Raw genomic sequence first — 11,870 nt, forward strand, 5'->3', positions numbered from 1 at the left:
AAGAATAGTTTTGAGTATTGGTATATCTTTACTGTATTAGGGAAAATTATTTAATAAAAAGGGGTTTAAACATCCAAGTCAAACATTTTTTTCAACAACTCTAAATTAGGGTTGATTTCTACCAACCGATTGTATTTATCTTGATTAGTAAACGCTTTTCTTACAACGAGCGTTTCATTTACTTTTATTTCTATCGAAATATCGTGGTTGTGCAACTTGCCTCGTAAATAACCCAATAAATCGGGTTTTTCTTTTTCAAAATCTATTTTCGAACTTTCGTTGGGTAATTCATGAATAATGGTGGTTCCGTTAAGAATAGGATCATTAATAGTCAATAGCGATGCCACAATACGATAGCCTTTGTCTTCTAATCGTTGTGCATATTTCAGCCATTGCTCTAGCATTTCGGTTTCGGTAAAGGGTTCGCTAGGCAAATGAATGACTTCTTTCACCAAGAATTTCTGTGCTTCAACCATTTCTCTTTTTGCCCTGATACTTGCTAGCGATAAGGCGGAAACTTTAGGCTGTCCCTCCACTGCGTTTGGGATAACAGAAGTTGGAGGTTGGGAGTTGGGAGTTGTTAGTTGGGAGTTGGGAGTTGGGAGTTCCTCCACTTCGCTTGCTGCCTCTATCTTTGTATTTCGTACTTCAACTTCGCTTGCTGCCTCTAACTTTGTATTTCGTACTTCCTGAATAGAGTATCCATTATTGCGGAAATAGGTAGGCGGAATTATAAACTCAGCCTTTTTTTTTTCTCCATCAAAGCTGATAGAGGCAATTTGCATCAAGGTTAGTTCCACCAATAAACGTTGGTTTTGGGAAACTTTGTATTTCAAATCACAATCGTTCGCCAAGTCAATCCCTTTTAACAGAAAATCAAAAGTGGCTTTTTGGGCTTGTTCACCATAGAGTTTTTGTGCTGCTTCACCCATTTCTAATAAAGAAAGTGTCGCTGGATTTTTGGCAACCAATAAATCTCTAAAATGTGTGGCCAATCCAGCTATGAAATGATGACCGTCAAAACCTTTGGCTAAAATGTCGTTGTAGTTCAATAAAATAGCCGGAATATTATTTTCCAATATCAATTGGGTCATATTGATATACGTTTCATAATCCAACACGTTCAAGTTTTCAGTAACCGCTTGTCGCGTTAAGTTATTTCCACAAAAAGAAACCACTCTATCGAAAATAGACAACGCATCGCGCATCGCTCCATCGGCTTTTTGAGCAATGATGTGCAACGCATCTTCTTCAAACTGCACACCTTGACTAGTGGCTACTTCAGCCAAATGTTCTCTAGCATCTTTTACCGTGATGCGTTTGAAATCAAAAATTTGACAACGCGATAATATGGTAGGAATGATTTTGTGTTTTTCGGTCGTGGCCAAAATAAAAATAGCATGTTTTGGCGGTTCTTCCAAAGTTTTTAAAAACGCATTGAAAGCGGCAGACGACAACATGTGCACCTCGTCAATGATATATACTTTGTATTGTCCGGTTTGTGGCGGAATTCTAACTTGGTCAATCAGGTTACGAATATCGTCCACCGAATTATTAGAAGCAGCATCCAATTCAAAAACATTAAAAGCAAAATCTTCATTGGGGTCATCATAACCGGGTTGGTTAATTTTTCGCGCCAAAATTCGTGCACAAGTCGTTTTTCCAACACCTCTTGGACCGGTAAACAATAGCGCAGAAGCCAAGTGATTATTTTCTATGGCATTGAGTAGCGTACTGGTAATGGCTTGTTGTCCCACAACATCTTTAAACGTTTGCGGACGATACTTGCGGGCTGATACTACAAATTGTTCCATAGAATTTTAGTGGATTACAAATATAGAATTTTCAATAGCAATGACAATATCAATTGCAATAAACAATAATAAATTTATCAACTATTTAAACATTGCGGTTGATTTTTGAAATTGCCATTGACATTGACTACCTTTGTCCCGCAGACCGCCTTATCGCTCTATGCTGAACTCGTTTCAGCATCTTTTGATTTTTAGTTTTAAACTTTAAGAGATTCCGAATCAAGTTTGGAATAGAGAGGAAAGTCCGGACACCACAGAGTAGCATATTGGGTAACGCCCAACCGTTGAAAGGCGAGGACAAGTGCAACAGAAAGCAGGTACAGATAATGCTGTAGTGAAACCAGGTAAACTCTATGCGGTGAAATTCCAAGTATATCGACACCCGAGCAGTCGGGATAAGGATTACTCGTCCGTTGTCGAAGGGTAGGAAGCTTGAGCTAACGAGTAATTGTTAGTCTAGATAAATGATAAGGGTTCCGATGTATCGGAATACAGAATCCGGCTTATAGGTCTGCTTTTTTTTTGAGTTGCTGAGTGGCTAAGTTACTTAGTGACTGAGTTTTTTAACCCTCATCTTCCTCTTCCAAATTACCTGCTTCTTCGTCATTTCCTTCATCCCGAAGCTTCGGGACAAAGAACGTAAACACCGAACCACCATAGTTTTTTTGGAACGAAAAATTGGTCATGTGTTTTAGCTTGGTGTATTTTGAATGTTCCACCACTAGCATGCCTTCTTCGTCTAACAGTTCGTTGTCAAAAATCATTTCGATGATTTTCTCAAATTCCTTTTGGGCTAAATTATATGGCGGGTCAGCAAAGATAATATCGTAATTACCATGATGTTTTTCTAGAAATTTGAATACATCATTTTTAATGGCGGTAATATCAAAATCGAATTCGGCTGCAGTTTTTTTTATAAAATTAACACAGCCCATATCGCCATCTACACACAGTATGGGCGAGCAACCACGAGAAGCAAATTCGTAACTGATGCTTCCCGTGCCTGCAAAAAGTTCCAAAACTTTCAGTTCAGAAAAGTTGAAATGATTATTCAACACATTAAACAAGGCTTCTTTACTCATATCAGTGGTAGGACGAACCGGAAGATTTTTGGGTGGTGAAATTCTCCTGCCTTTGTATTTGCCCGAAATAATTCTCATGAGTTCAGGAGTATAAAATGTTCACTGTTTTCTTTTTCTGTAAATTGGTTATGCATGCCACTCACATCAAACAAGGAAACGTTGCGAACATATTTATAAATCATTGTGTAAAGCGCATCGCCTTCTGTAATTTTACCTAGTAACTCCAATTTGAAAATTTCTGGATTTAACTGCAATTGTTCCGCTGTAAAAAGGATGTAATACAAAAAATCTTCGGGCGTTTTATAATCAAACGAATTGTAAAGTTGTAGTTTTTGGTTTTGAAGAACAACCATTTCAAAATGGCTTTCGCTCACGTGCACAAACACTTTTCTTTCGTCATTGTTTTTTGAAGCTTCCAATAACTTTTGCACTAAAATGGTATTGGCGTGTTTGTAGTCAAAAGTACCAAACTGGTCTATGAAATAATTATTCATATTCACATAGGGAATGTAAACGTTGTTCATTTCATAAGTGGGCAATTCATCAAAGGCAAAAAAATCGGTTTCAAAAACCTTGGTATTGAATTGCAAATAGCTTCCTAAATAGTCTTCGTCAAACAAAGCGGTTGGCACAAAAGTGGATAAATTATTACTGTGAATAACCACAATCTCGTCATAAGTAGCTTTGAGTTCGGGGAATTTTTGAAAAGCGGTGGCAAACAAATCTTCGATACGCGATGTGATAGAAACAGTGCCTATTTCTATTTTTTGAAGCAACAACGGTTTGTTTAGCAAAGTATCAAAAACAGCAAAAGACAAACCATTCAATGAAACTTGAATAGCCAGTTTTTTGTATGTTTTATCAGTAATACTTGCGTTTTGAGCCATGGTTTTTCCTTTAAGAAGCGGAGCAGCAAACTTACAAATTTATACTGAACTTGTTTCAGCATTGATAACATTTTGCTACCAATAGCTGTTTTCTTTTCTCTATTTTCTATTTTCTAAATACCTATCTTTGAATTCCAATTTTTCAGAACAAACCCTAATGAATTCCAGCCAGTTTTATCGTGTTTTGCGCAACTATTTTCCGTTTCAACCTACAGTAAAACAGGACATTTTTTTACAACAAATTGCAGTTTTTTTGACTAATACGAATAACAACGAATTATTTGTTTTAAAAGGTTACGCCGGAACTGGAAAAACAACCGTCATTTCAACCATTGTCAACAATCTTGTTCCAATAAATAAAAAATATGTGTTGCTGGCACCAACAGGAAGAGCCGCCAAAGTGATTGCCAATTATTCGAACAAGTCAGCATTTACCATTCACAAGAAAATTTATTTCACCAAGAAAGGTAAAAGTGGTGGTGTTTCGTTCACTATGCAAACTAATAAGCACAAAAATACGATTTTTATTGTGGATGAAGCTTCAATGATTTCTGACGTCAATACCGAATCGAAGCTCTATGAAAACGGTTCGCTTCTAGACGATTTGATCTCCTATATATATAATGGAGAAAATTGCAAGTTGATTTTGATTGGTGACACGGCACAATTACCGCCAGTACAATTGGATGTAAGTCCGGCTTTAGATACTGATGCTTTATCCATGCATTATAACAAGGAAGTTTTTTCTATTGAATTGGATGAAGTAATGCGTCAGGAAGAGAAATCGGGGATTTTGTATAATGCTACCGAGTTGCGCGAAATTTTGAAAAGTGATTTTATCGACACATTTCAATTTAAAGTAAAAGGCTTTAGAGATATTGTTCGGTTGACGGATGGTTTTGATATTCAAGACGCGATACAAAGTGCCTATAGTAATTATAGTATAGAAGATACTTGTTTTATAGTTCGTTCCAATAAAAGAGCCAACCAATATAACCAACAAATCCGCACTAGGATTTTGGATAAAGAAAGCGAACTATCGGTAGGTGATTATTTGATGGTGGTTAAGAACAATTATTTTTGGCTCAAGGAAACCGATGAAGCCGGATTTATTGCCAATGGCGACATTGTTGAAGTGTTGGAAATTTTTGCTTTCAAAGAATTGTATGAATTTAAATTTGCCAAAGTCAAAATTAGGATGGTGGATTATCCAAACCAAAAACCTTTTGAAACCATTGTTTTATTGGACACCATTACCAGCGAATCGCCTTCCTTAACTTTTGAGGAAAGCAATCGTTTGTATCAAGAAGTGCTTAAAGATTATGAAGGCGAAGCGCAATACCGCAAATTTCAAAAAGTAAAGGAGAACGAATATTTTAATGCCTTGCAAGTAAAATTTTCCTATGCCATTACGTGTCACAAAAGTCAAGGCGGACAATGGAACACCGTTTTCATTGAACAACCTTATTTACCTGATGGCATTACGGTGGATTACATTCGCTGGTTATACACTGCTGTGACGCGTGCTAAGGATAAATTGTATTTAATTGGGTTTAAAGACGAGAGTTTTTTGCAGTGAGATTTACTGTGTTAAGAATAGTAAAATAAAACCAGACATTGCGTGAAACCGATGTTTACAGTGGTTCTATTTCTTCAATTCAATTTCCTTTAAAAAGTTTCTCCACTTTTCTTTTTCAATCAAATATGAGTATTGAAAGCTTCCCTCGTAAATCCTAACTTTGTTTTTAAATTCAATTGTATCTACATAAAAAATGTCAAGTTCTTTATTTTTATCATAAAATGAAATTGAATAAGTAGCTTCTGGACAACAACAATATCCTGTTTTTAGACAATTTTTTAATAGTGTATCGAAACTTGTAAATTGTGCATCACTTGTCACTTCATATACTTTCTCAGGGATAAATGAAGTGAGTTCGCGTGATCTTTCTTTTGTATCCTTAGAGTTATAAAGATTGATAACTATTTTATTTGTCTTAAATCTGGTTATAAAAAGATCATTAAATCTTACTTCACAACTAACTAAAATTGATAGTGTGAAAAGCAAAATTCTAGTTTTCATATGAAATACTTTTCGATTAAAATTTCTACGACGGCCGGATTTAAGACCTTAATGCAACAAGGTTACTAAATATTGTAATAATCAGATTTAGTTTTTATTTGAAATATATAAAATAATTTTCCTCATCAACCAAGTTATTAACCTCACCATATAAGTAAATACTTCTTTCACACCTGACAGGTTTTAAAAACCTGTCAGGTGTGGCAATCATAATATGCGCTGCAAATTTCTTTAACTCATAGCCTAGAGACTATATACCAAATAGTCAAACTTATTATTTTCTAATTTTATTAAAATATCGTTTTCTTATTTCAAATGGTGTGTACAATATGAATACATTGAACAATATAAGAAATGGAGACAACCATGAAAAGTTAGTAATAAAAGGTAGTACTAATAAAACATCTATAATAAAAAAAACAACAAAGACATTAGCACTTTTTGCTACTAACATTGTTACATTTTGTATCAACATAAAAATGAAAAAAAGAACAATTAGAAAAGGCAATATAGTACCAATTATTAATCCTGCATTTGGTGCCGTCCAAAAGAAATATGCAAATAATAATAGTAATGAATAAAAAATCATTTGTATAAAACTACATATAAAAGAAAGGAAAATTAAATATTTATAATTAATCATTTTTGAAATAGAGTAATATTAAAGATGATAACTAACTTGTATATAAGTCTTATAAACCATAGCCTTATTAATTATTTCAAATATATAAAATAATTTTCCTCCTTCACTAAGTTATCAACATCACCATTTAAGTAAATAACCTCTTGTATTACAACTGATAGGTTTTTAAAACCTGTTAGGTGCATGTTCTTAAAATGCTCTGCAAATGTAAACCGACTTTGCACAGTTGGGCTATTTCAACTTTCGTTTTTTAGGATTTTGTCTGTTTGAAAAAAATGAAATAATTTCAACTTGATTATTCTTAACCCTATAATACAAGGTGTTATAAGTTAGAATAACAACTCTACGAATATCTTTTTTAATATCTGAAACTTGAAATAAATCAGGGTTTTGAGAAATCAATAGTAATGTTTCTTCAATTTTTAGGGCTAAATTTTGCAGTTCTTTTGCTGTCCAATTTTCTTCTAAATAGGTAATTGTATTTTCTAATTCTTTTAGAGCATGATCTGTCCAAAGAATTTTATAGCCATTTTTCATAAAGCTTTCTGGCGTTTGGGTGAGGATTTAGTTTCCCAGAATCAGCATCATTTAAACCTTTTTCGATAGATTCTTTTTCACTTTCAGAAATTGAATCCCACCAATCTTTACTTTCCTTTTTTCTCAAATCCAATATTTTCTCAATAATTGTTGAGTCTTCAATAGTAGATAGCCATTGGATTAATTCCAATTTTTTGTTAAGTAAGTTTATTTCAATATCCATGACAAAAAGATTTAGCAATTCAAAAGTACAAATATATTTGTAATGTCTTTCACCATGCGCATTAAAAACAAACTTTGTATCTTAGCCACTCAGTAACTCAGCAACTCAGTCACTCAACAAATGAAAATCATCGCCGTTATTCCAGCTCGTTATGCTTCGACTCGTTTTCCTGCAAAATTGATGCAAGATTTAGGAGGAAAAACAGTTATTCTCCGCACGTATGAAGCGGCAGTAAATACTAGTTTGTTTGACGATGTGTTTGTGGTTACTGATTCTATTTTGATTTATGATGAAATTATTTCAAATGGTGGCAAATCCATCATGAGCATCAAGGAACATGAAAGTGGCAGCGACAGAATAGCCGAAGCGGTAGAAAATCTTGATGTTGATATTGTTGTCAATGTGCAAGGCGATGAACCGTTCATCAACAAAGAGCCATTGGCCAAATTGCTCGAAGTATTCAGAAATGATTTTGATAAAAAAGTAGATTTAGCATCATTAATGGCAGAAATGACCAACGAAGAAGACATCAATAATCCTAATAATGTGAAAGTAGTAACCGACCAAAATGGTTTTGCGTTATATTTTTCGCGTTCGGTTATTCCTTATCCACGAGAAGTAAATGTTGGTGTGCGGTATAGGAAACACATCGGAATTTATGCGTTTAGAAAAGAGGCTTTGTTGGCATTTTATAATTTACCCATGAAATCGTTGGAAGCCTCTGAAAAGTTGGAGCAACTTCGCTATCTAGAATTTGGCAAACGAATCAAAATGGTCGAAACTACTCATGTGGGCATTGGTATTGATACACCCGAAGATTTAGAAAAAGCTAGGAAGATGATTTAAGACTCATCAAGGTCATTTTCAAAATAGCCTTTGGATTTTACTTTGGTCGAAAAGAAATTCAAAAACAAAATCACAAAAGAGAGGAAAAACATGGCTTGCACAGAGGCTAAAAATTTTCCATAAGTGGTGATTGGATAATAATCGCCATAGCCAATCGTGTTTGTAGTCATTAAACTAAAATATAAGGCATCAGACCAATGGCCAAAAGGAATATTGGTATTGTTTCCTAAAGTATAAAAGACACCAAACGACATAATTACTTCTAAATAATTAAAAAACAACAACAACATCGAACGTTTATAAGAACGTGGACGTGCAAATAAATCGGAAGCAAAAATCAGTGTGGGAATGTATAAAATGGTTTCAAGAATTAGATAAACCAATAACCAAATCAGGATTTTATGCTCTTGCCAATGGTTCATTAGCAGCAACAAAGGAAAAAAAGTTTTAAGCAGGATATAGCAATCCATGGCTAAATCATTGTATGTAAAGTTGATTTTTGACGCCAAAGTTTTAACATAAATACCAGGAAAACACAATTGTGAAACAGAAAGAAACAAACGAAAAATCTTTTCAATGCCGTTATCATCCTGATGATCGTTGTTCCAAATAGAGCGAATATTCAAAATCCGTCGTTCAATTGGGTTGTACTTTGGTTTGTAGTTTTCGGAGACTTTACCAATCAATAATTTTTTTAAAAACCCCATTATCTTAGCTTTTTAATGGTAAACAATTCGTTGTGAACTTCCACTTTTGGATACATTCTAAGGGAATAATTTCCTCCAAATTTTGATTTGTATTCTAAGTTTCGCTCTTCATCTTTTTTAGAAATAACCATAGTATTAAAAAGAACAAATCCATCTACTTTTAAAAGTGTATTTACCCTTTGGATAAAAAAATCTTCAAACAAAAAATTAGGCATTGTCGTATCTTGAAAAATATCAATGATAATTAAATCGTATTGGTTATTGGTTTTCAATACAAATTCAAAAGCATCGTCAATAACAAGTTCCAAGTTAGGAACCGTTTGTAAATCAAAATAATTATTGGCAACCTCAACAATTGCGGCGTCAATTTCAACACCTGTAATTTTTCCTTCAAATTTTATTTCGTCTACCAAGGTTTTAATAACGCTTCCGGCGGCAACACCTAGTACCAGTACATTTTCAAAATTCCGAATACGTTCAAAACCTATATATTTTAGCCCTTTTCTTAAAATTCGTTGCAAACTCCCGAACGAGTAATTGGTGTTTTTACTATCCAAAACCAATTCGCCGTTATTCCAAGTAACTTCTAATGTTTTGCTCACGGCAGAATGCTGCTTATGAATAGTAATCGGAATAAAATAGCTCAACAGTTTTTGAAACATCAATAAATAATTTTAGTTAAAAGTAACAGATTAATATTAAATTTACGAAAAATAAAGAAAATGAGAAAACAACTTTACACATTTATTTTTTTTCGATTAATGCAATGGAAAGTAATCGGTACAGTAGATGCTAATGTAAAAAAATGTGTTCTAATGGTAATGCCACATACGTGCAATTTCGATTTTTTTATTGGATTGTTTACCAGAGGAATTGTAAATCTAGAAATGAATTTTGTTGGGAAAAAAGAATTGTTTCAGTTTCCGTTTGGATGGTATTTTAGAAGTATTGACGGTGCGGCTTTAGACAGAAGTGGAGGAAAAAATAATGTAGATGCAACTGTAGATGTTTTCAATTCAAGAGCTGTTTTTAGATTGGCTATTGCACCCGAAGGAACACGAAAAAAAGTAATCGAACTCCGAACAGGATTTTATTATATCGCACTCAAAGCAAATGTCCCGATCATTCCTGTAGCTTTTGATTATGAAAAAAAAGAAGTTAGGTTTGGAAACCCAATTACATTAACAGGAAATTATGAGGACGACATGAAACTTATTTTACCTCATTTTAAAGACGTTAAAGGAAAATATCCCGAAAGACAATTTCAAGTTCACTAAAATCGCATGAATTATTTACAACTACACGAACAAAACAAAGAGCAATCCCTTTTTGGAAGATATATTACGCTGCAACATATTGAGCCTTTATTGAAAAAATATAATCCAGAAATCGCAGGAAAATCGGTTTTAGGAAAACCTATTTACAAGTTGCAAATAGGAACTGGAGCAATAAAATTGTTCATGTGGTCTCAAATGCATGGCAACGAAAGTACAACCACAAAAGCGTTGTTTGACTTTATTTATTTTCTTCATTCTAAAACTACTGCAAGCGAATTTATCCTAAAAAAGTTTACGTTTTGCTTTATCCCAATGCTCAATCCTGATGGCGCAGAAGCCTACACGAGAGAAAACGCGAATGGATTTGATTTAAACAGAGACGCACAAAACTTGACGCAACCCGAAAGCATAATTCTTAGAAAAACATTTGAAGAATTCAAACCAAATTATTGTTACAATCTTCACGATCAACGCACTATTTTTGGTGTGGACGATACAGGAAAACCTGCAACGGTATCTTTTTTAGCACCAGCTTTTAATGAAAGTCGTGATATAAACACCACCAGAATTCAAGCAATAAATGTTATTGTGGCGATGAACAACGTGTTACAAAAATTCATTTCCAGTCAAATAGGTCGATTTGACGATAGCTTCAATAACAATTGTGTGGGAGATACATTTCAAAGTTTGGATGTACCAACTGTTCTTTTTGAAGCCGGACATTTTCCTAACGATTATCAGCGTGAGGAAACCCGAAAGTACATTTTTATAGCATTGTTGTCGGGAATTGAGTTTTTATGCGAAAACGATATAGTTATCAATAAAACGAATGATTATTTGAATATTCCTCAAAATAAAGTGATATTTTTCGATTTTATTTATAAAAACGTCAAAATAAATTATGATAATAAAGAAAAAATTATCAATTTTGCAGCACAATATAAAGAGGTTGTTGTAAACGGTAAAGTACATTTTGAGGCAAGAATTGCCCAAATTGAAAGTTTAGATAACTTTTTCGGTCATGTTGTTATCGATGCAAACAGTGAGCTATTTTTAAATGACGAAAGTAGTTTTCCACAAATTGACCAGAAAGCCGATTTTTATTTAGGAAAAAGCAATAGAATTGTTAATGGGTTATTAAATAATTAGAAAATTGTTTTTTTTGTTATTTAAAATGTATTTTTGCAATTCGATTTTATGAATATTTTGAATAGATAATGTTATGAGTAAGTTTAAGTTAGACGAAGTTGATTTACAAATTCTAGATATGTTAATTGATAATACTAGAATTCCTTTTACTGATATTGCCAAAAAACTTTTAATTTCTGCGGGAACGGTTCACGTTAGAGTTAAGAAAATGGAAGACCAAGGTATAATTATGGGTTCATCATTGTCATTGGACTATGAAAAACTAGGTTATTCTTTTATTGCCTATGTAGGTGTGTTTCTTAACAATACATCACAAACTACTTTTGTTTTAGAAAGAATAAATGAAATTCCTTATGTAACCGTGGCTCATGTAACCACAGGGAAATTCAATATTTTTTGTAAAATTAGAGCAAAAGATACAAAGCATGCTAAAGATGTTATTTTCATGGTTGATGATATCGAAGGTGTATATAGAACTGAAACGATGATTTCGCTCGAAGAAAGCATCAATGACAAAAAAAGGTTGATGCACACTATCTTTCAAGAGTTGGAAGACCTATAAGTATAAGATAAAATTTAAAACCTCAAGTGAAAGCTTGGGGTTTTTTTGTATATTTCAATTTCA

General features: G+C 33.5%; 14 protein-coding genes and 1 other RNA gene. 7 read left to right on the forward strand and 8 right to left on the reverse strand.

The features are described 5' to 3' along the window. Nucleotides 1–65 precede the first annotated feature (65 nt). Nucleotides 66–1,814, reverse strand: a complete 1,749-nt coding sequence (locus tag WFZ85_RS10030) for a DNA polymerase III subunit gamma/tau (protein ID WP_342696162.1) — start codon at nt 1,812–1,814, stop codon at nt 66–68. Between the two features lie 159 nt (nt 1,815–1,973). Here WFZ85_RS10030 and rnpB point away from each other — a divergent pair. Then, nucleotides 1,974–2,336: RNase P RNA component class A (rnpB, locus tag WFZ85_RS10035), an RNA gene on the forward strand. A gap of 41 nt (nt 2,337–2,377) precedes the next feature. Here the strand turns inward: rnpB and rsmD are convergent. Both rsmD and WFZ85_RS10045 read right to left on the reverse strand, forming a co-directional pair. After that, nucleotides 2,378–2,974, reverse strand: a complete 597-nt coding sequence (rsmD, locus tag WFZ85_RS10040) for a 16S rRNA (guanine(966)-N(2))-methyltransferase RsmD (protein WP_342696163.1) — start codon at nt 2,972–2,974, stop codon at nt 2,378–2,380. Beyond that, nucleotides 2,971–3,783, reverse strand: coding sequence for a DUF3822 family protein (locus tag WFZ85_RS10045; RefSeq protein WP_342696164.1), 813 nt, complete (start codon nt 3,781–3,783; stop codon nt 2,971–2,973). Before WFZ85_RS10045 ends, rsmD begins: the two co-directional genes overlap by 4 nt. 157 nt (nt 3,784–3,940) lie before the next feature. Between WFZ85_RS10045 and WFZ85_RS10050 the strand changes: the two genes are divergently transcribed. Then, a complete protein-coding gene (locus WFZ85_RS10050; protein ID WP_342696193.1) occupies nt 3,941–5,362 on the forward strand; it encodes an ATP-dependent DNA helicase in 1,422 nt (473 codons plus the stop codon). 66 nt (nt 5,363–5,428) lie between these two features. Here WFZ85_RS10050 and WFZ85_RS10055 read toward each other — a convergent pair whose 3' ends face one another. Then, entirely contained in the window at nt 5,429–5,863 is a 435-nt protein-coding gene (locus WFZ85_RS10055; protein ID WP_342696165.1) for a hypothetical protein, read from the reverse strand. A gap of 329 nt (nt 5,864–6,192) precedes the next feature. Between WFZ85_RS10055 and WFZ85_RS10060 the strand changes: the two genes are divergently transcribed. Continuing rightward, nucleotides 6,193–6,444 (forward strand): hypothetical protein, encoded by a 252-nt coding sequence (locus WFZ85_RS10060; protein WP_342696166.1) that lies wholly within the window; start codon nt 6,193–6,195, stop codon nt 6,442–6,444. A gap of 293 nt (nt 6,445–6,737) precedes the next feature. Here the strand turns inward: WFZ85_RS10060 and WFZ85_RS10065 are convergent, their stop codons facing one another. Together WFZ85_RS10065 and WFZ85_RS10070 are read right to left on the reverse strand one after the other, a co-directional pair. Beyond that, the gene (locus tag WFZ85_RS10065; RefSeq protein ID WP_342696167.1) at nt 6,738–7,043 is read right to left on the reverse strand and encodes a type II toxin-antitoxin system RelE/ParE family toxin; all 306 of its coding nucleotides are present in this window, start codon (nt 7,041–7,043) and stop codon (nt 6,738–6,740) included. Further along, nucleotides 7,027–7,266: a hypothetical protein gene (locus WFZ85_RS10070; RefSeq protein ID WP_342696168.1), complete on the reverse strand. Its 240-nt coding sequence runs from the start codon at nt 7,264–7,266 to the stop codon at nt 7,027–7,029. The genes WFZ85_RS10065 and WFZ85_RS10070 overlap by 17 nt, the downstream gene beginning before the upstream one ends. Nucleotides 7,267–7,386: 120 nt before the next feature. Here WFZ85_RS10070 and kdsB point away from each other — a divergent pair, with 120 nt between their 5' ends. Next, entirely contained in the window at nt 7,387–8,112 is a 726-nt protein-coding gene (gene kdsB, locus WFZ85_RS10075) for a 3-deoxy-manno-octulosonate cytidylyltransferase (protein WP_342696169.1), read from the forward strand. Here the strand turns inward: kdsB and WFZ85_RS10080 are convergent. Together WFZ85_RS10080 and WFZ85_RS10085 are read right to left on the reverse strand one after the other, a co-directional pair. Continuing rightward, nucleotides 8,109–8,819, reverse strand: coding sequence for a potassium channel family protein (locus WFZ85_RS10080; RefSeq protein WP_342696170.1), 711 nt, complete (start codon nt 8,817–8,819; stop codon nt 8,109–8,111). The genes kdsB and WFZ85_RS10080 overlap by 4 nt on opposite strands. After that, nucleotides 8,819–9,481 (reverse strand): spermidine synthase, encoded by a 663-nt coding sequence (locus WFZ85_RS10085; RefSeq protein ID WP_342696171.1) that lies wholly within the window; start codon nt 9,479–9,481, stop codon nt 8,819–8,821. Before WFZ85_RS10085 ends, WFZ85_RS10080 begins: the two co-directional genes overlap by 1 nt. A gap of 60 nt (nt 9,482–9,541) precedes the next feature. On the opposite strand from WFZ85_RS10085, the gene WFZ85_RS10090 reads away from it, so the two are divergent. From WFZ85_RS10090 to WFZ85_RS10100, 3 genes are all read left to right on the forward strand, one after another. Beyond that, entirely contained in the window at nt 9,542–10,096 is a 555-nt protein-coding gene (locus WFZ85_RS10090; RefSeq protein ID WP_342696172.1) for a 1-acyl-sn-glycerol-3-phosphate acyltransferase, read from the forward strand. A 6-nt stretch (nt 10,097–10,102) separates the two neighbouring features. Continuing rightward, nucleotides 10,103–11,245, forward strand: coding sequence for a M14 family metallopeptidase (locus tag WFZ85_RS10095; protein WP_342696173.1), 1,143 nt, complete (start codon nt 10,103–10,105; stop codon nt 11,243–11,245). 73 nt (nt 11,246–11,318) lie between these two features. Then, entirely contained in the window at nt 11,319–11,807 is a 489-nt protein-coding gene (locus WFZ85_RS10100; protein WP_342696174.1) for an Lrp/AsnC family transcriptional regulator, read from the forward strand. Nucleotides 11,808–11,870: the final 63 nt, after the last annotated feature.

It is taken from the genome of Flavobacterium aureirubrum (assembly GCF_038739835.1).
GTDB classification, from domain to species: Bacteria; Bacteroidota; Bacteroidia; order Flavobacteriales; family Flavobacteriaceae; genus Flavobacterium; species Flavobacterium aureirubrum.

What these genes read in the sequence shown, in the direction of transcription:
- WFZ85_RS10030 (WP_342696162.1), bottom strand. Translation starts at nt 1,814, where the DNA reads ATGGAACAATTTGTAGTATCAGCCCGCAAGTATCGTCCGCAAACGTTT.
- rsmD (WP_342696163.1), bottom strand. Translation starts at nt 2,974, where the DNA reads ATGAGAATTATTTCGGGCAAATACAAAGGCAGGAGAATTTCACCACCC.
- WFZ85_RS10045 (WP_342696164.1), bottom strand. Translation starts at nt 3,783, where the DNA reads ATGGCTCAAAACGCAAGTATTACTGATAAAACATACAAAAAACTGGCT.
- WFZ85_RS10050 (WP_342696193.1), top strand. Translation starts at nt 3,941, where the DNA reads ATGAATTCCAGCCAGTTTTATCGTGTTTTGCGCAACTATTTTCCGTTT.
- WFZ85_RS10055 (WP_342696165.1), bottom strand. Translation starts at nt 5,863, where the DNA reads ATGAAAACTAGAATTTTGCTTTTCACACTATCAATTTTAGTTAGTTGT.
- WFZ85_RS10060 (WP_342696166.1), top strand. Translation starts at nt 6,193, where the DNA reads ATGAATACATTGAACAATATAAGAAATGGAGACAACCATGAAAAGTTA.
- WFZ85_RS10065 (WP_342696167.1), bottom strand. Translation starts at nt 7,043, where the DNA reads ATGAAAAATGGCTATAAAATTCTTTGGACAGATCATGCTCTAAAAGAA.
- WFZ85_RS10070 (WP_342696168.1), bottom strand. Translation starts at nt 7,266, where the DNA reads ATGGATATTGAAATAAACTTACTTAACAAAAAATTGGAATTAATCCAA.
- kdsB (WP_342696169.1), top strand. Translation starts at nt 7,387, where the DNA reads ATGAAAATCATCGCCGTTATTCCAGCTCGTTATGCTTCGACTCGTTTT.
- WFZ85_RS10080 (WP_342696170.1), bottom strand. Translation starts at nt 8,819, where the DNA reads ATGGGGTTTTTAAAAAAATTATTGATTGGTAAAGTCTCCGAAAACTAC.
- WFZ85_RS10085 (WP_342696171.1), bottom strand. Translation starts at nt 9,481, where the DNA reads ATGTTTCAAAAACTGTTGAGCTATTTTATTCCGATTACTATTCATAAG.
- WFZ85_RS10090 (WP_342696172.1), top strand. Translation starts at nt 9,542, where the DNA reads ATGAGAAAACAACTTTACACATTTATTTTTTTTCGATTAATGCAATGG.
- WFZ85_RS10095 (WP_342696173.1), top strand. Translation starts at nt 10,103, where the DNA reads ATGAATTATTTACAACTACACGAACAAAACAAAGAGCAATCCCTTTTT.
- WFZ85_RS10100 (WP_342696174.1), top strand. Translation starts at nt 11,319, where the DNA reads ATGAGTAAGTTTAAGTTAGACGAAGTTGATTTACAAATTCTAGATATG.